The sequence below is a fragment of the Parascardovia denticolens DSM 10105 = JCM 12538 genome (assembly GCF_001042675.1).
Taxonomy (GTDB): Bacteria; Actinomycetota; Actinomycetes; order Actinomycetales; family Bifidobacteriaceae; genus Scardovia; species Scardovia denticolens.
The window spans coordinates 1,324,135-1,349,218 of record NZ_AP012333.1 but is presented as its reverse complement, the minus strand read 5'-3'; the positions used below and the strand labels follow the sequence as shown (position 1 = coordinate 1,349,218).

Annotated in this window: 15 protein-coding genes, 1 tRNA gene and 1 CRISPR repeat array; of the genes, 15 read left to right on the top strand and 1 reads right to left on the bottom strand. The window is 53.5% G+C overall.

Annotated features, from left to right (window positions below):
- The first annotated feature begins 21 nt into the window (after positions 1 to 21).
- From PSDT_RS05580 to prmC, 11 genes are all read left to right on the top strand, one after another.
- Positions 22 to 95: transfer RNA gene (locus PSDT_RS05580), tRNA-Ile, on the top strand.
- 89 nt (positions 96 to 184) lie between these two features.
- Positions 185 to 2,629 carry a CRISPR-associated helicase/endonuclease Cas3 gene (locus tag PSDT_RS05575; protein WP_006290255.1) on the top strand — a complete coding sequence of 815 codons (2,445 nt, stop codon included), beginning with the start codon at positions 185 to 187 and terminating at the stop codon, positions 2,627 to 2,629.
- A gap of 9 nt (positions 2,630 to 2,638) precedes the next feature.
- Positions 2,639 to 3,358, top strand: coding sequence for a type I-C CRISPR-associated protein Cas5c (gene cas5c, locus PSDT_RS05570; protein ID WP_006288913.1), 720 nt, complete (start codon positions 2,639 to 2,641; stop codon positions 3,356 to 3,358).
- Entirely contained in the window at positions 3,355 to 5,268 is a 1,914-nt protein-coding gene (locus PSDT_RS05565) for a type I-C CRISPR-associated protein Cas8c/Csd1 (RefSeq protein WP_006288914.1), read from the top strand. The genes cas5c and PSDT_RS05565 overlap by 4 nt, the downstream gene beginning before the upstream one ends.
- 48 nt (positions 5,269 to 5,316) lie before the next feature.
- Positions 5,317 to 6,162, top strand: coding sequence for a type I-C CRISPR-associated protein Cas7/Csd2 (gene cas7c / locus PSDT_RS05560; RefSeq protein ID WP_171821014.1), 846 nt, complete (start codon positions 5,317 to 5,319; stop codon positions 6,160 to 6,162).
- 5 nt (positions 6,163 to 6,167) lie between these two features.
- Positions 6,168 to 6,860 (top strand): CRISPR-associated protein Cas4, encoded by a 693-nt coding sequence (cas4, locus tag PSDT_RS05555; protein ID WP_006288916.1) that lies wholly within the window; start codon positions 6,168 to 6,170, stop codon positions 6,858 to 6,860.
- A gap of 1 nt (position 6,861) precedes the next feature.
- Entirely contained in the window at positions 6,862 to 7,893 is a 1,032-nt protein-coding gene (gene cas1c / locus PSDT_RS05550; RefSeq protein ID WP_006288917.1) for a type I-C CRISPR-associated endonuclease Cas1c, read from the top strand.
- 9 nt (positions 7,894 to 7,902) lie between these two features.
- Positions 7,903 to 8,193, top strand: coding sequence for a CRISPR-associated endonuclease Cas2 (gene cas2 / locus PSDT_RS05545; RefSeq protein ID WP_006288918.1), 291 nt, complete (start codon positions 7,903 to 7,905; stop codon positions 8,191 to 8,193).
- Between the two features lie 238 nt (positions 8,194 to 8,431).
- Positions 8,432 to 14,551: direct repeats of the CRISPR family, unit length 33 nt; unit sequence GTCGCTCCCCGCAAGGGGAGCGTGGATTGAAAT.
- A 1,111-nt stretch (positions 14,552 to 15,662) separates the two neighbouring features.
- Positions 15,663 to 15,875 (top strand): 50S ribosomal protein L31, encoded by a 213-nt coding sequence (gene rpmE, locus PSDT_RS05540; protein WP_006288919.1) that lies wholly within the window; start codon positions 15,663 to 15,665, stop codon positions 15,873 to 15,875.
- 205 nt (positions 15,876 to 16,080) lie between these two features.
- Positions 16,081 to 17,181, top strand: coding sequence for a peptide chain release factor 1 (gene prfA, locus PSDT_RS05535; protein ID WP_006288920.1), 1,101 nt, complete (start codon positions 16,081 to 16,083; stop codon positions 17,179 to 17,181).
- A 141-nt stretch (positions 17,182 to 17,322) separates the two neighbouring features.
- Entirely contained in the window at positions 17,323 to 18,306 is a 984-nt protein-coding gene (prmC, locus tag PSDT_RS05530; protein WP_006288921.1) for a peptide chain release factor N(5)-glutamine methyltransferase, read from the top strand.
- A 6-nt stretch (positions 18,307 to 18,312) separates the two neighbouring features.
- On the opposite strand, the gene PSDT_RS05525 is transcribed toward prmC, so the two are convergent.
- Entirely contained in the window at positions 18,313 to 19,983 is a 1,671-nt protein-coding gene (locus PSDT_RS05525; RefSeq protein WP_006288922.1) for an alpha-amylase family glycosyl hydrolase, read from the bottom strand.
- A gap of 214 nt (positions 19,984 to 20,197) precedes the next feature.
- Between PSDT_RS05525 and PSDT_RS05520 the strand changes: the two genes are divergently transcribed.
- The 4 genes from PSDT_RS05520 to PSDT_RS05505 all read left to right on the top strand — a co-directional run bounded on the left by PSDT_RS05520 (position 20,198) and on the right by PSDT_RS05505 (position 24,987).
- On the top strand, positions 20,198 to 21,427 hold the full coding sequence (locus PSDT_RS05520) for an extracellular solute-binding protein (protein WP_006288923.1): 1,230 nt from the start codon (positions 20,198 to 20,200) through the stop codon (positions 21,425 to 21,427).
- A gap of 167 nt (positions 21,428 to 21,594) precedes the next feature.
- Complete coding sequence (locus PSDT_RS05515) at positions 21,595 to 23,004, top strand: carbohydrate ABC transporter permease (RefSeq protein ID WP_006290272.1); 1,410 nt, start codon at positions 21,595 to 21,597, stop codon at positions 23,002 to 23,004.
- A 146-nt stretch (positions 23,005 to 23,150) separates the two neighbouring features.
- On the top strand, positions 23,151 to 24,005 hold the full coding sequence (locus tag PSDT_RS05510; RefSeq protein ID WP_223293577.1) for a sugar ABC transporter permease: 855 nt from the start codon (positions 23,151 to 23,153) through the stop codon (positions 24,003 to 24,005).
- Positions 24,006 to 24,093: 88 nt separating this feature from the next.
- Positions 24,094 to 24,987 carry an HAD family hydrolase gene (locus tag PSDT_RS05505; RefSeq protein WP_006288929.1) on the top strand — a complete coding sequence of 298 codons (894 nt, stop codon included), beginning with the start codon at positions 24,094 to 24,096 and terminating at the stop codon, positions 24,985 to 24,987.
- Positions 24,988 to 25,084: the final 97 nt, after the last annotated feature.

Genomic DNA, 25,084 nt, shown 5'->3' with positions numbered 1-25,084 from the left:
GATCCGCATCGCGCGATGTCCGGGGATGTAGCTCAGTCGGTTAGAGCAAACGACTCATAATCGTTCGGTCCAGGGTTCAAGCCCCTGCGTCCCCACTTCTGTTTTCATAATTTCATCCATACGCGTAAAACGCGCAGACCGTGAAACCCGGGACCGCGGATACGCAGGTGCGCAGGGAGGCGGAATGATCATGGAGGATTTGCTTGCTCGCAGAGATCAATCGGGAAGGACCCAAACGCTCCAGAGCCATCTTTCTGGCGCGGCTGCACTATCCGGGGCATTTGAGGGTGAATTCTCATCTTTAGCTCGGCTGGCTGCCTTCCTTCATGATGCCGGTAAGGCAAGCAAAAATTTCCAAGATTATTTGCTATCTGATGATGGAATCAGAGGATCCGTTATTCATGCCTGGCAGGGCGCTTTCATGATCAATGACCTTGATGCCCAAAACGGGTATGCGAAGATAGCACAGCAGTTACTTGAACTTGTCATTTCCAAGCACCATGGTGAGCTACCAGACTGCGTGAATCAAGATGGAATGGAGTCGTTTTTTGATAATTTTTCGGCTGAGAATAAGCAAGGTGAGAAATATTCGTATAATGAAGTCAAGCGTAACTTGAATGACCTTCAACCGCAAATAAGCAGGTTATTCTTAGAAGCAACTGACAAAATCGGATCCTTTTGGACTAAAATGAGCGAAATCAGAAATGCTCAGGGGAATCAGCTCAGCGGTGAGAGTAAGTTTTTCTACCTTGGACTGTTGGCAAAGTATATATATTCGCGTCTTGTTGATGCGGATCGAACAGATGCGGCATCATTCGAAAGCCGTACAACTTATCAGCCGAAAATCGTCCAGTGGGAAGAACTTATCTCCAAGTTGGATAAAAAGATGTCAGGTTTTGATTCGACAACTTCCATCAATGCCATCCGAAGCAAGATTTCACAAGCATGTCGACAGGCGAGTGACAGGAAGACAGGGATTTATAAACTGGCGGTGCCAACAGGTGGTGGGAAAACTTTGGCATCATTGAACTTCGCCATGCGGCATGCGCAAAAACAAGGTAAGCGAAGAATCATTTATGTCATTCCATATTTGTCCATTACAACGCAAACTTCGCAAACGTTTCGTGATATGTTGGACCTGTCTGAGAATAATGATTTGATTCTCGAACATTATTCAAGTGCGATGAATGAAACGATTGAAGAGATTACGAAAGAGCGTACTGATGAGGAGAAGGAAGAGGAAAGCGCGAAGTCGAAGAAGCGGAAACTGGTTGCAGAGCAATGGGATAATCCCATCATAGTGACGACAATGGTTCAATTCTTGGAAACGATAATGTCAGCTAGAGGGACAAACCTACGTAAGTTTCATAACATGGCCGAGAGCGTCATCATCTTCGATGAAATTCAATCTTTGCCTACCGATACCATCAATCTTTTCAATGAAATCGTTAGCTTCCTATCAGAAATCCTTGATTCGACAATATTGTTATGCTCGGCGACGCAACCACTATTGGAGCAGACGAATCGAGATAATTTATGTTTAGCCTCAGAGCCAAACCTCATAAAGTTGAATGAGCATGATTTAGGTCTTTTCAAAAGAACCAATATTGTTGCTTCTACGAAAGATAAGGATTGTGACGAACTCGCTGAATTTGCATTTGACCGGGCGAGAGAGAATGGAAATTGTCTGATTATCGTAAATCTCAAATCTAAGGCGAAAAACATTTACCGGGCCTTGCGGAAATTAGATGAAGATAAGCAATTCGATCTTATCCATTTGAGCACTTCCATGTGCGGCAAGCACAGGAAAGACAAATTGAATCATATTCGAAATTCATCTAAATCTTCTGAGGCAAAACCTATCATCTGCGTTAGCACACAACTGATTGAAGCCGGCGTCGATATCTCATTTTCTTGCGTTGTCCGCGCGATGGCAGGGCTGGATAGCATATTGCAGGCCGCGGGGCGATGCAACCGCAATGGAGAGTCTCCGACTCCCAAGAATGTATACGTTTTCCCGGTCAAGGATGAGAAGGGTTTATCATATTTGCCTGATATCAAGCTTGGCAAAGAATTGATGAGTCAGCTGATCAGGGAATATCCCGATGAGGATTTGCTATCCGACGCCATGCTTACGGAGTATTATCGTCGTTATTTCGCAAGACTTCAACCCGATGACCGGAAGCAATTCAGTAAGATGGATTATCCATTGAAGGGATTCCATACCTCTGCGTATGATTTGCTCGCACGAAATCGGATGTGGCGAGGAACATACAAAAATCGCAGGGGAGCGGATTTTCCCTACTATTACGCACAGGCGTTCAAGACGGTAAGCGATAATTTTCATCTTATTCCTGGCGCAGCATGTAACGTCATAGTGCCGTATGGAGATTCAGGAGAGTTACTGGAACTCCTTTCCGTATCCGATATGGATACTCGCTATAAGGCGTTACATAATCTGCAAGATTATACAATTTCGCTTTTTGAATGGGAGGAACAATCCTTACGCGAATCTCATGCAATTGATCTTGTCGATGACACGTTTGAAATATATGTTCTTGACCAAGAGTACTATAACGAAGAGTACGGCTTAGCGGTTGAGGCGCCAATGCCTTTACAAATGTATTGAGGAGGATACATGCAGAAGCATAGGAATTCGATTGAATTCACAATATCAGGGCGGTATGCATTGTTCTCGGAAGCCACAACGCGGGTCGGAGGGGAGAAATTTTCCTATCAAGTACCCACATACCAGGCTTTGAAGGGTATGGTCGAAAGCATCTATTGGAAGCCAACAATTATCTGGATAATCGACGCTGTAAGGGTCATGAACCGTGTGCAAACTGAGAGTAAGGGTATTCGACCGATAAAATATAATGGCGGGAATGATCTTTCCTACTATACGTATCTTAAAGACGTCAAATATCAAATTCGTGCTCACTTCGAATGGAACAATCAGCGCCCTGAACTCGCTGGTGATCGCGATGAGAATAAGCATCATCAAATCGCTTTACGTTCTGTGGAAAAAGGTGGCCGACGTGATGTCTTTCTTGGGACCAGAGAATGCCAAGGTTATGTAGAACCATGTGTTTTCGGGGAAGAGCCTGGCTTTTATGACTCTTATGGAGAGTGGAACTTAGGATACATGTTCCACAGTTTTTCCTATCCAGATGAGAATGCAGACCAGGACTTTTTGGCACGTTTTTGGACTCCCGTCATGAAAGATGGAATAATCGAGTTTCCTCGGACTGATTCGCAGCAGCTTGATTCCAGGGTGATTCGGTCACATGAAAAGATCAAGGCGAAAGAGTTCACGATTGGGAAGAATATGCACCTTGTTGGGGAGGATGAAAAATGAGTTTGTGGTCGAACCTTATACAAACATACGACGCCATTCAATCGGTAGCCGGCCAAGAAGAAGCTACTGACAATGGAGAGGAAGGCGTTGGGAATGTGCTTCTTCCTCTGAACTGCACCATTCTAAAAACGCAGATTTGTGTGACAATTGATAGTGACGGGGAACTGATACGGATCGAGAAAGGCGCCAAGCCAAAACAGATTGTTATTCCATGTAGCGAACAGTCATCGGGACGGACGAGCAAACCTGTTCCTCACCCGTTGTGTGACCAGCTCCAATATTTAGATAGGGAGATTGGCGGAGAAAAAGTCGATCTTTACCTTGATCAGCTTTCACGGTGGAAAGCGGATAATGTCTATCTCAACGCGATTTACTGGTATGTATTGAAACATAGCATTTCTGAGGATGCGAAGCAGTACGGTACCGATCTTCTTGAGAAGGATAATAAAGGAAGATTTAAAGATGAGAAAACGGGAGTACGGTTTGCGGTAGAAGTCCCCGGCGGAGGAGACCCGCATGTGGAGAACTCGGACGAAATCCGCAAGCTATGGCGGACATATCTCAAGAAAAACGTGGATCAAAACGGCCGTGATATGCTAGGGTTGCCGTTTGTCTCTCAGGCGGCGAATTTTCCCAAGAACATAGTAAAAACTGCGGCGAATTCCAAGCTCGTGTCTGCTAATGACAACGCGAATTTCACATTTCGAGGGAGATTCGCCGGTCGAGATGACGCTTTGCGTATCGATGCGGATACTTCGCAGCTGATTCATCTGACTCTGAAGTGGTTGGTGAATACCCATGGTACGCTTACGGACACTCAAGCCATCGTTTTATGGGCCGTGCAAACTCCGAATGAAAAGATTGTGGAGCCAAGTGCAAATTCGCTTGATGCGGTTGAGGCACTGCTTGCAGATGACGAAGGAATACATAACATTCAAGATGCGCTCGTCGAAACAGATTATGATTATGCTCGCCAATTCGGTGGTCTTCTTCGTGGCTTCGGCAATCCCAAAGTGTTGAGCAACCATTATAAAACCATAGTCTTGGTCATTCTCGATGCAGCAACGTCTGGACGTCTGGGAGTGACTTTCTACCGTGAATTCGAAGAAAGTCAATACTTTGAACAACTCATGCAATGGCATGTGGATATGGCCTGGCCTCTCAGTCGATTTGACAAAGCCAATCAAAAAGTTGTGACTTATATCGGAGCTCCATCGTATAGAGATATCATTAATAGCGCATATAGCGTAGAAGGCGACAGATCTAGCAAGAACTATCAACGCTTTTCGCGCATTGTCAAGCAACAACTCATTGAGTGCATGTTTGGCAATAGGCGCATGCCCAAAGCAATTTTGGAGTCCGCCTTCCATAGAGCTACCCGACCGATGAGTTTCGGCCCCGATAATCTCAAGGAATGGTGGCGATCTTTTGAAGTGACATGCAGTCTATGGAAAAAATCCTTCATTGATGATGCATTACAGTCAAGTAATCCAATGAGTTCCGAGCGAAAGGAAAAAATGATGCAACTGGACACATCAAGAAAAGACCGTGACTACCTATATGGTCGGTTATTGGCCTTAGCGGATCGATTCGAAAATAATGTCCTGTATAAACAGGGGATTCAAGGAACCAGACCAACCAACGCGGTGAAGCTAATGTCGAATTTTGTGGCAAAGCCGAGTACGACGTGGTTGACTCTTTACAAACAGCTTGTCCCCTATATTGGTGCTAGTAACGGTGCGCCTTATTTTCAGAATGATATCGATGATGTCGTCGCCCTTTTCGATGGTGACGACTTTGAGGATAACTCTCCGCTTTCGCCCGCTTTCCTTCTGGGCTTTTCTTGCCAGCGTCGATATTCCATGGAAAAGGCGAAGGAAAGGAAAGAAGCTGCAACGGTAAACTCATGATAATCGACAATCGGCATTATTCACAATATCTAGGTTATAAGGAGTAAGATTCACATGCTGCAAAATAAGATAGATTTTGCGCTAGTTTTCAGCGCGGAAAACGCGAATCCTAATGGAGATCCGCTCAACGGGAATCGTCCTCGCACTACGTCGGAAGGATACGGTGAGGTATCCGATGTGGCGTTGAAACGGAAGATTCGTAATCGTCTTCAGGATGATGGTAAACGCATCTTCGTCCAATCTGATGATCGAGCTGATGATGGGAAGAAGTCATTATCGGATCGGTTCAATTCTTTCTTGAAGGAATTACCAAAGGACGAACAGAAAAACAAGGAATTTGTTCGGAACGCGGTATGCGGGCAGTGGTTTGATGTGCGAGCATTCGGTCAGGTGTTTGCTTTCAAAAAGGCACAGGATGTCGATGAGGTCTCTCTGGGAGTGCGCGGTCCTGTTACTATACAGCCGGCTTTTTCCACTTCACCGGTGGCGATTGATGATATTCAGATCACTAAATCCGTGAATAGCGAGACGACTGATACAGGTAAGAAATCTCCGGACACCATGGGTATGAAGTATCGTGTTTCTGGCCGTGCCATCTATACTACGTTTGGGAGCATCAGCCCACAGCTTGCTGAAAAAACCGGGTTCTCGGATGAAGACGCAGAGGCTATTAAGCATGCCCTCGTCACCTTGTTTGAAAATGATGAGAGTTCTGCACGGCCCTCAGGATCGATGGAGGTCCTTTGGGTTGTATGGTTCTCTCATGATAGTAAGAGTGGTCAGTATTCATCCGCAAAGGTGCGTAGGGCGGTAAAGGTGGATTCTGATGGGAATATCAGTATTGAGCAGAGTCTGATTCCGGGATTGCAGTTCGAAAAATTGGAAGGTCGCTGATACGCATGGATATTGTTCGGGAAGGGCCAAGCGAGTATCCTGAAGAGCAATGGCTGGCCCTTTCCGGCATCCAGCACTTTTCGTTTTGTCGGCGGCAATGGGCGTTGATTCACATCGAGCAAGTGTGGTCAGAGAACTATTTGACTATGTCTGGTCGATTGGAACATTCGCGTGCGCATGATTACGCCCAATCAGAATTGAGAGGAGATGTACTGACCCTTAGAGATCTACGGGTTTTCTCTCGCAGGCTTGGTATTTCGGGAGATTGTGATGTCGTGGAATTCCATAAATCCAATCAAGGGGTTCCTCTCATTGGGCGCAGGGGGAGGTGGATTCCTTATCCGATTGAGTATAAACATGGGCAGTCCAAAGACAATGACGCAGACCGGCTCCAATTATGTGCGGAGGCCATGTGTCTGGAAGAGATGCTCTCTTGCGATATCGCAGAGGGAGCCTTGTTCTATCAAAAGGTGAAGCGGAGAGAGGTCGTACCGCTTGAGGCTGGTCTGCGAGAAAAAGTAACGATGATGTTCGCAGAGATGCATCGGTTGTTCGAACGTGGAGCAACGCCGAAAGTCAAGCCGACAAAAGCATGCAAAGCCTGCTCCTTACGGGATTTATGTCTGCCGAAGCTATACACCATACCATCGGTGAGCTCTTATATGGATTCCATGCTCGACTCTGAGGAGGAAAGGTAGGATGAGAAAACTCTTCAATACGTTATTTGTTATGACTGAGGATGCTTATTTGGCTCTTGAGGATGAGAATGTTCTTATCCTTCAAGGTGATAAAAAACTTGGCAAAGTTCCTTTGCGGTCGTTGGAATCCATTCTTAGCTTCACCTATGGCGGCGCTTCCCCGGCACTGATGGGTAAATGCGCGGAAATGGGAATCAGCCTGTCTTTTTTCTCTCCACGCGGTCGATATTACTGTTCGATTTTTGACGAAGCTGATAGAAATATTCTGTTGCGTAAAGAACAGTTTGAGATTTCAGAAGATGAGGAGAGGGCTCTGCCGATTGCCCGGAATATGATCATAGGTAAGATATTCAACGCTCGTTGGGTGATGGAACGAGCGATTCGTGATCATGGACTGAGGATTAACATAGATTTGGTGTCGCAAGCTAGCGCAGAGTTGGCTCAAAGTATAAAATCCGCAAGGAATGCAAACAGTCTCGATAAGCTTCGTGGCATTGAAGGTTTGGCGGCTAAACAATATTTTTCCGCTTATGATGAGCTGATTCTTCGCAATAAGGAGGATTTCTTCTTCGAGGATCGTTCCAGAAGACCTCCAATGGATAGTATGAATGCCCTGATGTCTTTCATCTATGTGCTGATTGAGCGAGATTGCGCGGCAGCTCTTCACGGGGTGGGGCTGGACCCCTATGCGGGATTTTTCCATGTTGACAGGCCAGGGCGTGAATCCTTGGCTCTGGACTTGATGGAGGAGCTGCGTGCTCCTCTGGGCGATAGATTTGTGCTTGCTCTTGTGAACACGGGTATCATCACAGGAAAGGATTTCGAGCATCGGGAAAATGGCGGTGTTTTTCTGAATGAAAGCGGGAAGAAGACGCTTCTTGCAGAGTGGCAGAAGAGGAAAATGGAAACGTTGACCCATCCTTTTCTCAAAGAGAAGATTCAATGGGGGTTGGTCCCCTATGCTCAAGCGCTCCTCCTTGCCCGTGTCATCCGTGGAGATTTGGATGGATATCCGTCATTTTTATGGAAGTAGAGGAATATGATGATGGTCATAGTCGCTTATGATGTGAATACGATGGAGGTTGCAGGGCAAAGGCGATTACGTAGGGTCGCGAAGGTGTGCTCAAAATTTGGTCAAAGAGTACAAAACAGCGTTTTCGAATGTGAAGTGACTCCTGCGGATTATCTTTTGCTTAAACACGATTTGTTCGAAATCATGGATGAGGAAGTGGATAGTTTAAGGTTTTATAATCTTGGGAGTAAATACTCGAATAAAATAGAATACCGAGGTGTTCAACGGCACATACCGGTGGATGGCATTATGATGATCTAAGGTTTCGGGACCAGATGGGAAGCGAAACATTACGGTTGTGCGGAGGTGAAGCTGTCATAGAAATCCTGGGATCTTCGCACCAAGTTTTAATATGAGCTAAATGGTTTTTAGTAATTGCGCCTTATTTGTCTTAGACATTTTATGACAAAAGCGTCAATTCTCTGCCTCTTATAGGTAGAATAAAGGAATAGAGATGGATTCGTGTCTTGATTTCTGAGATTATTTGTCCATTTCTGCGGTCGCTCCCCGCAAGGGGAGCGTGGATTGAAATAAATCATAAACCGGCTCACATACAACAAGGTCAAAGTCGCTCCCCGCAAGGGGAGCGTGGATTGAAATTTGAAGACATTGCGATGAACATTCCCCCCGTCCCTGTCGCTCCCCGCAAGGGGAGCGTGGATTGAAATATCGACGAAATACTCAGGTTTGTACTCATCCTGGTCGCTCCCCGCAAGGGGAGCGTGGATTGAAATAACTGATTGGATTACCAGTCCTATCATTGAAGTGGTCGCTCCCCGCAAGGGGAGCGTGGATTGAAATATGATTATTCACCTTCAATCGGTTTTATCAGCGGTCGCTCCCCGCAAGGGGAGCGTGGATTGAAATTCGTAGAATGCGAAAAGCTGCATGACAATGTTATGTCGCTCCCCGCAAGGGGAGCGTGGATTGAAATTTGTGTTATCGTATATGATTGAGCTGGGGCAGCCGTCGCTCCCCGCAAGGGGAGCGTGGATTGAAATATGACCGGATAGGAGGAAATGAAACGCCTTTGAAGTCGCTCCCCGCAAGGGGAGCGTGGATTGAAATAACAACCCGTATTTTTATAAGATAGGTTTGAAGAGTCGCTCCCCGCAAGGGGAGCGTGGATTGAAATCTCCTGATTCTCATCGTCCTTCACGTTGTTTTCATGTCGCTCCCCGCAAGGGGAGCGTGGATTGAAATACGACCCGGTGCGGGGCTTTTATCCCGCCCGGCGGTCGCTCCCCGCAAGGGGAGCGTGGATTGAAATAACTCAAATACATTATCCATGCCGAGGAACTCAGTCGCTCCCCGCAAGGGGAGCGTGGATTGAAATCCACACATTGCCGGGCCATTGGATCGCATAACCTGTCGCTCCCCGCAAGGGGAGCGTGGATTGAAATAGCACGGCGGTCTGCTTGCCGATGGCCTCCTGCAAGTCGCTCCCCGCAAGGGGAGCGTGGATTGAAATTCAACCCGGTAAACCTTCCCCACCGTGGACGGGTCGCTCCCCGCAAGGGGAGCGTGGATTGAAATAGCACGGGCGACGGGTTCGGCTTCGCCGGAAGCGGTCGCTCCCCGCAAGGGGAGCGTGGATTGAAATCCGTGCTATGGGACCAACTTGGACTGCTACTGCGGTCGCTCCCCGCAAGGGGAGCGTGGATTGAAATTGCGACTTTGTCGACGTCGCCGACTGGCTTGACGGTCGCTCCCCGCAAGGGGAGCGTGGATTGAAATTTCTGAGCGTGTCTCTTTCCGGGGTCGGCCCAGGTCGCTCCCCGCAAGGGGAGCGTGGATTGAAATCGCGACTTTGTCGACGTCGCCGACTGGCTTGACGGGTCGCTCCCCGCAAGGGGAGCGTGGATTGAAATACCCCGGTAGAAGCACGAACCATTTTTGGAACTGTCGCTCCCCGCAAGGGGAGCGTGGATTGAAATCAAGTCTCCAACCTTGTTTTATCAGACACGGTAAGTCGCTCCCCGCAAGGGGAGCGTGGATTGAAATACCACCAGCCAGCAGACGCCCATCCGGCAGGCCCGTCGCTCCCCGCAAGGGGAGCGTGGATTGAAATTTTATCACCATCCTTACCAAGCTGATACTGATGCGTCGCTCCCCGCAAGGGGAGCGTGGATTGAAATGAGCTGCTGGATGAGTGGCCGGAATCCACGATGGTCGCTCCCCGCAAGGGGAGCGTGGATTGAAATCGTCTGTTGACCGGCATGAGACAAGGGGAGATCCGTCGCTCCCCGCAAGGGGAGCGTGGATTGAAATGCCGAGACTTGGTGACCGGCCCCTGGTCGGTCTGGGTCGCTCCCCGCAAGGGGAGCGTGGATTGAAATCACACGACATTATCCAAAAAATCTGTCAAAGGACGTCGCTCCCCGCAAGGGGAGCGTGGATTGAAATCGTCTCGCTACGCATGGGGCCATATGCGAGAAAAGTCGCTCCCCGCAAGGGGAGCGTGGATTGAAATGTCCTGTCAAGAACGAGACTGTCCTGATCCAAGGTCGCTCCCCGCAAGGGGAGCGTGGATTGAAATAACGGCGAGTAACGGGCAACCCGCATGACCATGGTCGCTCCCCGCAAGGGGAGCGTGGATTGAAATGCCGAGACTTGGTGACCGGCCCCGCCAAACCCCAGTCGCTCCCCGCAAGGGGAGCGTGGATTGAAATACGTCATCCCATCGGTCGAGATCCCACACATCGGTCGCTCCCCGCAAGGGGAGCGTGGATTGAAATCTGTAAACGCATCTTAACCTCCTTGATACCTCAAGTCGCTCCCCGCAAGGGGAGCGTGGATTGAAATGGGACAAGGATGACGCCCAGGAGCGTGCTCAGGTGTCGCTCCCCGCAAGGGGAGCGTGGATTGAAATAGACCGTTGATGTCGATTTTTTCCGGCTCCACCTGTCGCTCCCCGCAAGGGGAGCGTGGATTGAAATTGTATGTTTGGCCCCTATGCATACTTTTGATGTTGTCGCTCCCCGCAAGGGGAGCGTGGATTGAAATAGAACAAATATACCGCATATTTATTCCGCATCCAGTCGCTCCCCGCAAGGGGAGCGTGGATTGAAATATCCCCGGCATCGCATACTTTTTAAAACTGTGCAGTCGCTCCCCGCAAGGGGAGCGTGGATTGAAATTCTCCCGCTCTCAAGGCAAACAGAGTGGAACGGTGTCGCTCCCCGCAAGGGGAGCGTGGATTGAAATAAAGTCCGACCTACATAAAAGACAAACTGCCACGGGTCGCTCCCCGCAAGGGGAGCGTGGATTGAAATTGAGGTGTAGGTCATAAAAATCCACCGATTGAGGTCGCTCCCCGCAAGGGGAGCGTGGATTGAAATGACGGAAGAGAAAGGGGAGCGGCTCATCACGGACGGTCGCTCCCCGCAAGGGGAGCGTGGATTGAAATAGCTCCCTATTATACACGAGGGGCAGGCTTTTCGGTCGCTCCCCGCAAGGGGAGCGTGGATTGAAATCAATATCCTTCTTTTCCGGCCCTCTTGAGCAGGGGTCGCTCCCCGCAAGGGGAGCGTGGATTGAAATACATCCCTCAATGGATTGCTCCGGATAGCCGGTGGTCGCTCCCCGCAAGGGGAGCGTGGATTGAAATAGCGTGAATATTGATACTGTCCTCGTTGTTATCAGTCGCTCCCCGCAAGGGGAGCGTGGATTGAAATCCCACTCGCCGGGCTCTCTATCGCAACTTTTTAGTCGCTCCCCGCAAGGGGAGCGTGGATTGAAATCCCGACGACGAGGCGACCGGGCCGACGCGGCGAAGTCGCTCCCCGCAAGGGGAGCGTGGATTGAAATGACCATTACGGACCATAGTCGCCAGGCTGATGGGTCGCTCCCCGCAAGGGGAGCGTGGATTGAAATGGTAAAAACTAACCAGAAAGGACACCTACCATGGGTCGCTCCCCGCAAGGGGAGCGTGGATTGAAATCTTGCTTGGCCAACCAGGCCTCCAGGTCGGCGATGGTCGCTCCCCGCAAGGGGAGCGTGGATTGAAATGTCGAGGTCCCATGCTTTGTCGCCTATCATACGTGTCGCTCCCCGCAAGGGGAGCGTGGATTGAAATTGCCATCCTCCTTAGTAGCTTATCTGATCATATCGTCGCTCCCCGCAAGGGGAGCGTGGATTGAAATATGACACCCACCGGCCGCATCCTCGTCATCAACAGTCGCTCCCCGCAAGGGGAGCGTGGATTGAAATGGTACATGCTTAATAATCTAAGTTACATTTGCGGTCGCTCCCCGCAAGGGGAGCGTGGATTGAAATAGAATAAATATACCGCATATTTATTCCGCATCCAGTCGCTCCCCGCAAGGGGAGCGTGGATTGAAATTGGCTGACGGCACGCCCGTTCTCTGCCATGATGGTCGCTCCCCGCAAGGGGAGCGTGGATTGAAATAACGGTTCGTCCTGCATTTCACGGAAACGGAGTGTCGCTCCCCGCAAGGGGAGCGTGGATTGAAATTATGGTAATAAGGATGATTGGAAGACGCTCTTCGTCGCTCCCCGCAAGGGGAGCGTGGATTGAAATACACCCCTTAATGGATTGCTCCGGATAGCCGGGTCGCTCCCCGCAAGGGGAGCGTGGATTGAAATTGGACCGGGGAGGGGAGCAAGCTCACCTTGATTGGTCGCTCCCCGCAAGGGGAGCGTGGATTGAAATCCTTCGCTGGTGGAGTCGTCGACATCCGTCTTGGTCGCTCCCCGCAAGGGGAGCGTGGATTGAAATCGCGAAAAGGTCATCGCTGACTTGGAATCCTGGGTCGCTCCCCGCAAGGGGAGCGTGGATTGAAATAGAAATGTAACATATGCTACACAGAATGGCGTGAGTCGCTCCCCGCAAGGGGAGCGTGGATTGAAATACCCGGCGCACCTTCCTGCCGCAGGACGGGCAGTAGTCGCTCCCCGCAAGGGGAGCGTGGATTGAAATAATCCCCGGAGGCGGGTCTCGTCAATCCTCCGCGTCGCTCCCCGCAAGGGGAGCGTGGATTGAAATGTCTCGCGTAGTCGACGCTGTGGTTGCTTTTGAGGTCGCTCCCCGCAAGGGGAGCGTGGATTGAAATTTGACCAGAAGCCTGGTCTTGGCGTCGACGTTAGTCGCTCCCCGCAAGGGGAGCGTGGATTGAAATGCCCACTGGTCGCAGGTCAGCTCCAGCCTGTCTGTCGCTCCCCGCAAGGGGAGCGTGGATTGAAATATCCAAGCCAAACTGATAAATCGGTTATCCGGAGTGTCGCTCCCCGCAAGGGGAGCGTGGATTGAAATTTGAGAAGCAACGCCACGGCGTACGGCAATGCGCTGGTCGCTCCCCGCAAGGGGAGCGTGGATTGAAATGCCAACCACCTCGGCGTCAACAAGAACAGCGTGTGGTCGCTCCCCGCAAGGGGAGCGTGGATTGAAATTCCGCTGTCCCCGCCGCCGGGTTGGAGTCGGAGGTCGCTCCCCGCAAGGGGAGCGTGGATTGAAATAGATTGAAGGTCGCCGTATTCCCATACGGGCGCACGTCGCTCCCCGCAAGGGGAGCGTGGATTGAAATGAGGTGGCTGTCTGCGAGGCCGAGGTGGGTGACGGTCGCTCCCCGCAAGGGGAGCGTGGATTGAAATGACGGGAACAGCCTCAACAGCGTGAACCCCGACGGGTCGCTCCCCGCAAGGGGAGCGTGGATTGAAATCGATACTCGCAGTAGCACCGGTGCTCCCTGTCGATGTCGCTCCCCGCAAGGGGAGCGTGGATTGAAATTGATTGATTGATAGTTCTATTATAACACTATCCCGTCGCTCCCCGCAAGGGGAGCGTGGATTGAAATCTTGACCGGCCGTCACGCGGAGGTGAAGTTCCCTGTCGCTCCCCGCAAGGGGAGCGTGGATTGAAATCTCGACATCCTCACCTGGATGAAAGCACCCCGCCAGTCGCTCCCCGCAAGGGGAGCGTGGATTGAAATCCTTTGGGAAGGAACATCAAGGATGGGAGCCTGAGTCGCTCCCCGCAAGGGGAGCGTGGATTGAAATAAGTCCTGGTCGTTTTTACTTTTCACGTCGCCGGTCGCTCCCCGCAAGGGGAGCGTGGATTGAAATTGTGTTCACAGCACCGGAAACGTCGGCCCACCCGGTCGCTCCCCGCAAGGGGAGCGTGGATTGAAATCTCATCGACTACTGCCGGAACCTGAAGCCCCTCTGTCGCTCCCCGCAAGGGGAGCGTGGATTGAAATACCCACACGCTCCACACGTACGTGTCGGCCGCCAGTCGCTCCCCGCAAGGGGAGCGTGGATTGAAATAACCCCGCCACCAGACGGTTCAGCCGGCCCACCGGTCGCTCCCCGCAAGGGGAGCGTGGATTGAAATGGATTCCTGATATGGTTTTTCGCCGTCAGATAGGGTCGCTCCCCGCAAGGGGAGCGTGGATTGAAATACTCCAACTTTTGAAAGGAAGTCGAAGATGTCTGGTCGCTCCCCGCAAGGGGAGCGTGGATTGAAATAACGCCGACAAGCGCACCCCCATCCTCGCTACGGGTCGCTCCCCGCAAGGGGAGCGTGGATTGAAATACCTTGCCGGGGTCGGTGTAATGCTCCTGGAGGGTCGCTCCCCGCAAGGGGAGCGTGGATTGGAACCTGATGCTGATGACTATGTGGCTAGTGTCATGATGGATTTTTTCACAATGGATAGATTAAAAATGTCAGTCCTCCAGTGATTGATCGTTTCTGCTGGGTACGATTCTGATTCGCATAAATCATGTCAAGGGGTCTTATCCTAATTCAGCAGATAGATTGGAGCTTATCTGAAGGCTTACTGTTGGCTTACGAGCAGTTTCGGTGAATCTGCATAGAAACCAGACGTTCTCTTTTATACTCTTCTGCATTTTTTTACAGTGCTGGTAAGAGATGCGAGACTTGCACAACAGTTATGGTCGGGAAAGCTAGTCGGAGATGGTGCCGAGTCATGTCGTACGCTGAGAAATTCAGACAAAGATTAGCAGCTAGTAAGATTCAAAATAGGCACAGAGAAAATGGCATGGTGAACGAAATAATCAGCGTGTCAATCATCCAGTCCGTAGGACTCACTGGTGATATCTCACATTAACAGAAACGCTATCGACTTGTTGAATCAGCATGCGAAGGCTGGCATCGTGGATGGGACGCGGATTATATGATGCGCATGTCCTTATTCTGCTGGTAGGGCATATGCACTCCCTACGAATTAAGCTCGCGATGCCGGTCAGCAAGCCCAGGCGTTTCACTCAATCCAACACTGTATTCACTGGCACGGGACACTCCAATCCGATATAGGCACGCTATTGGATTATTCAACGCTAGTCGTCTGGCCTGCAACCTCATCTAAATGTGAAAACATGATATGTCCCTCAAGCTCATTGGATCAGTCACTAGGCTTCACTGCTGGGACCCCTGCGAGGGGTTTATTCCAGTGCTGGATCCTATTTCAGGATTTCTAAAATTTCGTAATGCCGGGATATCGGCATGGCTATGGAGCATAAGGTTCTCGCTAACCAACCATAAGACTAGAACGTAAGAACAAAGTCTTCCTGGCGCTTTTCACTATCCCAGCGGCGCCTATGCGATCATGGCGTAACTGGTTCAGCTCTTACCTGAATTTACTTTCCGATTTGACAAGTCGGCATGAAGGCGTACAATCACTCAAGGTTTCCGGTTCACGTCTGCCACTGGGGCATGGCGACCCGGTTCCCTGAGTTCCCTAGGAGATCATATGAAAAAGGATATCCATCCCGAGTACGTGCCCACTGAGGTCGTATGCTCTTGCGGCAATCACTTCGTTACCCGCTCCACCGAGAAGTCCGGTCACATGACCGTTGACGTGTGCTCTAACTGCCACCCCTTCTACACTGGTAAGCAGAAGATCCTTGACACCGGTGGCCGCGTGGCTCGTTTCGAAGCCCGTTATGGCAAGAAGAACAAGTAGCCAGACTTTTCAACGCCAGTTTTCAGCATGCCCGTCATGTTTGGGACTGGCGTTTTCTTTATTCGCTGAAGCGGTTTGACAGAAGCCGGATGAAAACAGTCTGATAAAAGCAGTGTAATAAAAACGGCTCGATAAAACATCGAGATGATACAAGGGATATGCAGGTCTCGCGAAAGCGCAGGATTTGCGGATTGAAGGACGGCAGATGGCAACAGCCGATGATTTTCCAGCAGCGCGAATGGCTTTGGATGAATACCATGAGATCGAGAGGCAGATGAGCCAGCCCGAGGTCGCCTCTGATCCGGACAAGATCCGCAAACTGGGTCGGAGACATGCCGAACTGGGGCAGATCGTCTCCGCCTATGAGTCTTACAGGCAGATTCGCGATGACCTGGAAGCCGCTCAGGAGTTCGCCTCCGAGGATGAAAGCTTCGCCCAGGAGGCCCAGAGGCTGGAGGCCGACCTGCCTGAGGCGGCCGAGAAGCTGCGCACCGCCCTTATCCCTCGCGACCCCGATGACGCCCGCGACACCATCATGGAGATCAAAGCCGGGGCCGGTGGGGAAGAGGCCGCCCTCTTCGCCGGAGACCTCCTGCGTATGTACACCCGTTACGCCGAAAAGCGCAGCTGGTCCACCGAGATCATGTCCCAGAACATGACCGAGCTGGGCGGGGTCAAAGACATCCAGATCGCCTTCCGCAGCAAGGGGGTCGTGGCCCCGGCCGACGGGGTCTGGGCTTCTCTCAAATACGAAGGCGGGGTCCACCGGGTGCAGCGCATTCCCGTGACCGAATCCCAAGGCCGCATTCAGACCTCCGCTGCCGGGGTCATCGTCTTTCCTGAGGCTGACGATGACGATGACGAGATCGAGGTCGATCCCAAGGATTTGAAGATTGACATCTTCATGTCTTCCGGCCCTGGCGGACAGTCGGTCAACACCACCTATTCGGCCGTTCGCATGACCCATATCCCCACTGGGATCGTGGTCAGCATGCAGGACGAAAAATCTCAGATCCAGAACCGCCAGGCGGCCTTGCGCGTGCTCAAATCCCGCCTTCTGGCCATGAAACACGAGGAAGAGGCCCAGGAAGCCGCCGATATGCGCCACTCCCAGGTTCGCTCTTTGGACCGGTCGGAGCGCATCCGTACTTATAACTTCCCTGAGAACCGCATCGTGGACCATCGCACCAATTACAAGGCTTATAACCTGGACGCCGTTCTGGATGGCGATTTGCAGGCCGTCATCGATTCCGATATCAAGGCCGACGAAGAGGCTCGCCTGGCCAGCCAGAACAAGCAAGACTAGGTCGGAGGCAGGATAGGCCGCATGAAGCCGACCCGCTTGTTTGCCCCAACCGGATACCCGGATAGGGAATACCCGGGGAAAGGAATAAATGTCTAGGAAGGGAATACTCAGAAAGAGAATCCCCAGAAAGAGTAGGCCTGCATGGATTTTACTCTACTGACGCCGGTCCGTCAGGTCATCGACTCCATCAGCGGCTGTCTGTCCGAGGCCGGCATTGAACAGGCGGATAACGACGCCGCGATTCTGATCGCCTACAGTTTCGGCGTCAGCAAATCGGACGTGACTTTGGCCTCCATCATGGGCGGCAGTTTGGGCGACCTCAAATCCGCCGGGCATTGCTTCGTCGCCTTGCCGGCCGGGTCCGAGGGCTCCCTCCAAGGCAAAAGGGCCTTTTTGCAGGACCTGCAGGAGAGGGTCGGTCGGCGGGCCGCAAGGGAACCTTTGCAATACATCATAGGCAAGGCCCCTTTCCGTTACCTGACGGTGGCCGTCGGTCCCGGGGTCTTCATTCCCCGGCAGGAAACGGAGACCTTGGTCCAGATTGGCTTGGACTGGGTGGACGAACAAGCGATCGACGCCCCGGTCATCCTGGACCTGTGCGCCGGCAGCGGGGTGGTGGGCCTGGCGGCCGTCACCGAACTGCAAGCCCGCAAGGCCCAAGTCTACGCGGTGGAAATCGATGATCAGGCCATCGCCTGGACCAGGAAAAACCGGGACCAGATCCTCTGGTCCCGACCGGAGTTGAAATCCCGTTATCAGCTCGTTCAAGCGGACGCTTCTTCGCCTCAGACCTTGGCTCAGCTCGATGACCAGGCTGACCTGGTTCTGACGAACCCGCCTTACGTCCCTCTCACCCAGATCCCTCAGCAGCCGGAAGTGCGCGATTACGACCCTGATGTGGCCCTCTACGGAGGCTCGGACGATGGTCTGGTCATCCCGGAGAAGATCGTCCGCCGGGCGGCGGCCTTCCTGCGGCCTGGCGGCCTGCTGGTCATGGAACACGACAGCTCCCAGTCCCACGCCCTGGTCTCTTTCGCTACATCCGTCGGCTTCTCCCAGGCCCATACAGCCCCGGACCTGACCGGGCGGGACCGCTTCCTGGTCGCCGACAAGGCCGAGGGTTAGCCCTCGTCATACCAGATGAATGCAGACGCTTTGCGGGGGGAAGGTCACCCGGAAGATGGACGGGCGTCGGCCGTACCCATCGGTCCTTTCTTCCGGCCGACTCTCCACCTCAGGTTCGCCTCCGATGCTCAGGAGCAGTTTGTGCCGCCTGGGCCTGGGAAACTCGAAGGTCACTGTTTCCGCCTTCCTGCCGGGGTTGATGCAGACCGAAATGTCGTCCTGCCCTTCCGGGTCCTTCCTCAGATAGGTCAGAGAGCGCAGGCCGGATTCGGCGTTGATGACCTCCCAGTCCGAAGTCGACCGGAGGGCGGGGTAGCGGTGCCGCAAGGCCAGCAGCTTCCTGACGAAGTTCAGGAGGGAATCGGGATCGTCCCGCTCGGCCGCCGCGCTGATCCCATCATCCTGCTCGTCCACGGGCAGGTAGAGGTCCTGGGGATCCGCCTGGGAGAATCCGCAGGTGGGGTTGGTCCGGGGGTCATAAGAGGTCCACTGCATGGGGGTCCGCGACCCGGTCCGGCCGTAGCCGCCTTCTTTGGTGGGCAGATTCCGGTAATGCAGGCCCAGCTCGTCCCCGTAATAAAGGAAGGGGACCCCTGGCATGGTGAAGATCATGGCATAGGCCAGTTTGATCTCCTCCGGCCGCAAGCGGGGGGCGATGCGGGGCGTGTCGTGGTTGCAGGTGATGAAGCTGAAGCTGCCGTCTTTGTTGATTTGCTTGCCGCCGGTGTATTGAGGCAGATAGTCGTTAAGGAAATCGATGGGGGAGGAGGGGGAATCGGCGTTGAAATAGCTGAGGTCCGACTCGCGGACCAGGGTGGAGTCGGTGTTTCTCAGGAGTCGGTTATATCCGTTCGGCTTGTCCCAACGCCAATCCAGATAGAAATCCATATCGAAACCGGCTTTGAAGGAGAGCCAGGGCCGTCCCCATTCGGAGACGAAGGCGGCGGCGGGGAAGTCCTTCTTGATGGGGGCGAAGATCCGTTTCCAAGCCTCGATGGTGTAGGTTTTGTCGTCCCCGTCGAACTTGACCAGGGAATCGGCCATGTCCACGCGGAAACCATCGCAGCCGCGGGAGAGCCAGTAGCGGATCACCTCGCTCATGGCCTCTTCCGTCCTGCGGGCCGGTTCGCTTCCGGCCATCCACTGCCAGGGCTTGTCCGGATGGGCGTAACCGTAGTTCAGCGCCGGTTGGCATTTGAAGAAATTCAGGACGTAAGCCCCGTCGCGCTCGCTCTCGCCGGCGATGAAAGGCTGGCCTTGCGGGGCTTCGAAGGCGGATCGGGTCCAGATGTAGCGGTCGGAGAAGCTGCCACGGGCGGCTTCGCTGCTGGCCTTGAACCAGGGATGCTCTTCGCTCGTATGGCCGGGAACCAGGTCCAGAAGCACATGCATGCCTTTTTCGTGGGCTTGGCCGAAGAGATCGATCAGGTCTTTATTGGTCCCGTAGCGCGGGGCCACCTTGGTATAGTCCCGGATGTCGTAGCCGGCGTCCTTGAAAGGGGAGTCGAAGCAGGGGTTGATCCACAAGGCGTTGCAGCCCAGGTCCCGGATATAGTCCAGCTTGACGCTGATGCCCGGGATGTCGCCGATTCCGTCCCCATTGGAATCATAAAAACTTTGCGGGTAGATTTCATAGAAGACGGCGTCTTCCAACCACTGTTTCGCCTCGTTGCTCATAGGCTGGATTCTAAGCCGGTCAAGCTACAAAGGAAGGTCTGGGAAGGGATTGATCGTGTTGCTCCCTGAAAACAGGCGTGTCGTTCCTTGAGAAAAGGAGGAGGCATTTGTTATTCTGGTTTAGAACGTTCAAAATCAGCCATTGACGACTGGCCATTGAGCGTGAAGGAAAAAGAATCCCGCATTGTTATGGGATACATAAGGAGAGTTACTTATGAAAAAACTCACTAAGGTAATTAGCATCGTCGCTGCGTCTGCCATGATGTTCGGCCTGTCCGCCTGCGGTAGCAGCAGCAGCGGTTCTTCTACCTCTGGTGGCGCCGTCACTTTGACTGTATGGGGTCCTCAGGAGGATCAGGCGAAGAGCACCTCCTGGCTGCAGACCATGGAGAAGAAGTTCGCTTCTGAGAATTCCGGCACCAAGTTCACTTGGAAGAACGTCGTCGTCCCCGAAGGTGACGCCTCCAAGAAGGTGAAGACCGATGCCAAGGCGGCCGCCGATGTCTACATGTTCGCCAACGATCAGCTGGGAGACCTCCTCAAGGCCAACGCCATCGCAGAATTGTCCGATGACGCCGCCAAGCAGGTCAAGGAGCAGAACAGCGATTCCATGATCCAGTCCGTCACCGGCACCGATGGAAAACTCTACGGCGTTCCTTTCACTGGCAACACCTGGTTCATGTACTACAACAAGTCTAAATTCTCCTCCAGCGACATCAAGAACCTCGACACCATGCTTTCCAAGGGTAAGGTGACCTTCCCCATCTCCAATTCCTGGTACCTGCCCGCCTTCTACCTGGGCGTGGGTGGCAGCTCCCTGTTCGGATCCAAGGGCTCCGATGCCAAGGCCGGCGTCAACTTCGCCAAGGCGGCTTCTGTGACCGCTTACCTGACCAAGCTGGTCGCCAACCCCAACTTCGCCGATGATTCCAATGGCTCCGGTCTGGCCGCCGTTCAGAGCGGCAAAGCCGACGCCTTCTTCTCCGGCACCTGGGATTCCGAGAACGCCAAGAAGGCCTTGGGCGACAACTACGCCGCCGCCCCTGCCCCGACTTACACCTTGGACGGCAAGTCCGTGCAGATCAAGCCCTTCTCCGGCTCTAAGGCCATCGCGGCCAACCCGAACTCCAAGTCCCCTGAATGGGCTTCCAAATTCGCCGCCTTCCTTGGTTCCAAGGACGCTCAGCAGGAACACTTCAAGATGCGTGGCATCGTTCCTTCCGACAAGACCCTGGCCGAGGATTCTTCCGTGAAGGCTGATGTGGCCGCCGTGGCTCAGATCAACACCGTGTCCGACATCTCCGTCAATCAGCCCATCATCTCCGAGATGAGCATCTTCTGGACTCCTTGCGAGACCTTCGGCAAGTCCCTGGCCAACAAGTCCGTCAACAGCGGCAACGGCGCGGACAAGACCACCGCTTGGTTGAACTCCTACAAGAAGTAGCTTTCTCCGCGGGCATGCCTTCGGTAGGGCCTCGGAGAGGAGAATAGTCCTCTCGGCGGCCCCGCCGAGCGATGACAAGTGCAAGGGGCGCCCGCGGCCGCTTGGCTGTTGGCGCCCCTTCCGTTAATTATCGGCTTATAAATTTCCACCCTCAAAGGAGGTGGGTTGTGACTACAGCTGCTCAAGCTCCTTCCGCAGTGAAGAGCAAGAAAAGAAAAGCAGTCAGTAAAGATTACGTCGCGCCCTCCCGCTTCTCCTTCGCGCATGCGTTGAAGAAGGGCAGCGTGATCGCCAAGCTTTCATTCTTCGTTCTCGGTCTCGGCAACCTGGTCCACAAGCAGATCGTCAAAGGCCTGGCCTTCCTGGCCATCGAGGTCTTTTTCATCTGGTTCATGGTGGCCAACGGCGCCCACAATCTCTCCCAACTGACCAAGCTGGGCAGTGGCAAGCAGGTCAAGGTCAAGGTCAACGGTTTCTGGGTCTACAAGAACCCCGATCCCTCCGTGGAGGTCCTCCTTTACGGCGTGATCACCGTCGTCCTGGTCCTCCTGTTCATCTGGGTCATGTCCCTGGCCATGTCCTCCGCCTACAAGGCCGAAGTCCTGGCCAAAGAGCGGGGACACGCCCCGACCATCGTCGAGGACTTCAAGTCCTTGGCCAACGAGAACGCTTCTACTTCCATGATGTTCCTGCCTACCCTGGGCATCTTCATCTTCACCATCCTGCCCTTGATCTTCATGATCTCCATGGCTTTCACCAATTATGACGCCGATCATGTGGATCAGTTCAGCTGGACCGGTTTCGCCGCCTTCAAGCAGGTCTTCTCCAGCACAGGCTCCACGGTCAACGCCTCGCTCTTCTTCAGCGTCCTGGCCTGGACCCTGATCTGGGCCTTCTTCGCCACCTTCCTCAACTACTTCCTGGGCCTGTTCATGGCCATGCTCATCAACAGGAAGACGACGAGACTCAAGGGCTTCTGGCGCGCCATCTTCTCCATGTCGATCGCCGTTCCTCAGTTCGTCTCCCTGTTGGTCATGCGTACCATGCTCCAGCGGGATGGGGCCATCAACCGGCTTCTGGAGAGCTGGGGCTGGATCAATGGTCCCCTGCCTTGGCTGTCCGACCCGACATGGGCCCGCGTGACCGTCATCGTCATCAATCTGTGGGTGGGCATCCCCTTCACCATCATGCAGGTGACCGGCATCCTCCAGAATATCCCCGCCGACCTGTACGAGGCGGCCAAGATCGATGGAGCCAACTGGTGGCAGATCTTCCGCAAGATCACCATGCCTTACCTCTTCTTCGTGATGACCCCTTATCTGATCACCACCTTCATGGGCAACGTCAACAACTTCAACGTCATCTACCTGCTGACCAACGGCGATCCGACGCCGGTCGGCGCTTCGGCCGGAAAGACCGACCTTCTGGTGACCTGGCTTTACAAGTTGACCGTGGATAAGCAGAATTACAGCCTCGGCGCGGTGATTGGTATCATGACCTTCATCGTCCTGGCGGTGGTGTCTTTGATCACCTATCGTAACTCCGGCTCCTACAAGAATGAGGAGGGATTCCAGTGAGTGACGTGCAAACTGAGCCGGGCTTCGACCAGGCCGCTCACCAGACTGGCCAGGTGGCCGAACAGACTGCCGGACGCGCGAAGGAAGCGGTCGCAGGCCGCGCGGCCGAAGACCCATCCCTCGCTTACCGTAACAGGGCGGAAGGCCTGAAGAACCAGAAGACCCGCAGGGTGGTTGCTGACGTCCTCACCCACCTCTTCCTGGCCATCATGGCCGTCATCTGGATTCTGCCCATCGTCTGGGTCTTGCTTGAGTCCTTCAACAAGGAACAAGGCGCTTACCAAAACACCTTCTTCCCGACTCACTACACCTTCGACAACTATGTGAAGCTCTTCACGGAGACGGATGTCATGAACTTCCCCCAGATGTTCATGAACACCTTCATCATCGCTGTCTTCGTCTGCCTGATCAGCATGTTCTTCGTGCTCTCGGTGGCCTTCTGCATGAGCCGTCTGCGCTTCCACTTCCGCAAGACCTTCATGAACATCGCCCTGATTCTGGGCATGTTCCCATCCATCATGGCCGTAGTTGCCATCTACTTCATCCTCAAGGCCATGGGGCTGACCGGTTCTTCGACCACGATCATCGCTTTGATCATCGTCTACTCGGCCGGCTCCGGCGCGGGCTTCTACGTGATGAAGGGCTACATGGACACCATCCCCGCCTCCTTGGACGAAGCCGCCTATCTGGATGGCTGCACTCGTTGGCAGGTTTTCTGGAAGATCATCGTCCCCATCTGCAAGCCCATGATCGTCTATCAGGCCATCACCGGCTTCCTGACTCCCTGGCTCGACTTCGTGATGGCAGGTGTGATCGCCCGTGACCAGCGCGGATGGACCGTGGCCCTGGGGCTGTGGAACATGTTGCAGAAGGAATACATCTACCAGTGGTACACCCGCTTCGCCGCGGGCGCCGTCTGCGTCTCCATCCCGATCGCCATCCTCTTCATCGTCATGCAGCGCTTCTATCAGGAAGCCATGGCTGGCTCTGTCAAGGGCTGATCGGTTTGGCTGACGGGAGGACTCGGCCGGCCGTTTCGTTTTCGCGTTCGCGCGGTCGGCCGGGATCCTTCCCGAGGAAGATGGACTCATGACTTATTCTTATGCCCTTTTCGACCTCTATGGGACTTTGGTGGACATCCGCACCGACGAAGGCGACCCCGGCCTGTGGGAGGACTTTCACCGCTATCTGGCCGACCGGCTCACTGGTTGGCCCGGGGGCCACGCGAAGCCGCCTGCTTTGGCGTCCGCATCCGCTTTGGAAGACAAACTGAAGATGAGGCAGAGAGAGGAGCTGGCCCATCGGGAGGCTTCCGACCCGTCGGTGGACACCGAGGAAATCGAGATCGACCTGGAGCCGGTCTACAGGAAAACCTTGGCTGATTTCGGATTCGATGTAGGGCCAGGTCGTGAGGAGCGGGAGATACACAGCCTGATCGCGGACGCGGCCGTCTTCTTCCGCCGCCGGTCTCGTTCGAAGTTGGCGGTCTTTCCTCAAGCCGTCGACCTCCTCGCGCGATTGAGGCAAGAGGGGGTGATGACCATCCTGGCTTCCAACGCCCAGCTTCTTTTCACCGAGCAGGAGATGGAACCGCTCAAAGATTCCTTTGACCAGATCTTCCTCTCCTCACAGGTCGGCTTCAAGAAGCCATCCCCCCGCTTCTTCAGCCGCATCCTCGACTCCTTGTCTTTATCGGAAAGTGGCTCGGACAGGTCGGAAAATCGCTCCGATAGGCTGGGAAGCGGTCCTGGCCGCCGAGAGACGGCCAGCCGGGCTATCGCGGCCAGTCGGGCGGTCATGGTAGGCAACGAAGTGGGCTGCGATATCCTGGGAGCCAGGGGAGTAGGGGTGGACGGGATTCTCCTGCGGACTGGAACCATCCCCGAGCTCTCACGGGAAGAGGGGTCTTCCCGGGCCGTGCTTTGTCTGGATGGGGCCGATTACCCGGCCGTTTTCGAATTCATCACGGGGAAGAGCTGGTGAGGGCGGATGCCTGATGCCCACACCAGTAGTAACATTCATTCAGGTCATTTGTCAATCCAACCAAATTTCAGTCTCGGAATTTCAGTTAGGCCAGATT

Bases quoted from the DNA above. Each gene is read 5' to 3' on its own strand.
- PSDT_RS05575 (WP_006290255.1), top strand. From the start codon at position 185: ATGATCATGGAGGATTTGCTTGCTCGCAGAGATCAATCGGGAAGGACC.
- cas5c (WP_006288913.1), top strand. From the start codon at position 2,639: ATGCAGAAGCATAGGAATTCGATTGAATTCACAATATCAGGGCGGTAT.
- PSDT_RS05565 (WP_006288914.1), top strand. From the start codon at position 3,355: ATGAGTTTGTGGTCGAACCTTATACAAACATACGACGCCATTCAATCG.
- cas4 (WP_006288916.1), top strand. From the start codon at position 6,168: ATGGATATTGTTCGGGAAGGGCCAAGCGAGTATCCTGAAGAGCAATGG.
- cas1c (WP_006288917.1), top strand. From the start codon at position 6,862: ATGAGAAAACTCTTCAATACGTTATTTGTTATGACTGAGGATGCTTAT.
- cas2 (WP_006288918.1), top strand. From the start codon at position 7,903: ATGATGGTCATAGTCGCTTATGATGTGAATACGATGGAGGTTGCAGGG.
- rpmE (WP_006288919.1), top strand. From the start codon at position 15,663: ATGAAAAAGGATATCCATCCCGAGTACGTGCCCACTGAGGTCGTATGC.
- prfA (WP_006288920.1), top strand. From the start codon at position 16,081: ATGGCAACAGCCGATGATTTTCCAGCAGCGCGAATGGCTTTGGATGAA.
- prmC (WP_006288921.1), top strand. From the start codon at position 17,323: ATGGATTTTACTCTACTGACGCCGGTCCGTCAGGTCATCGACTCCATC.
- PSDT_RS05525 (WP_006288922.1), bottom strand. From the start codon at position 19,983: ATGAGCAACGAGGCGAAACAGTGGTTGGAAGACGCCGTCTTCTATGAA.
- PSDT_RS05520 (WP_006288923.1), top strand. From the start codon at position 20,198: ATGAAAAAACTCACTAAGGTAATTAGCATCGTCGCTGCGTCTGCCATG.
- PSDT_RS05505 (WP_006288929.1), top strand. From the start codon at position 24,094: ATGACTTATTCTTATGCCCTTTTCGACCTCTATGGGACTTTGGTGGAC.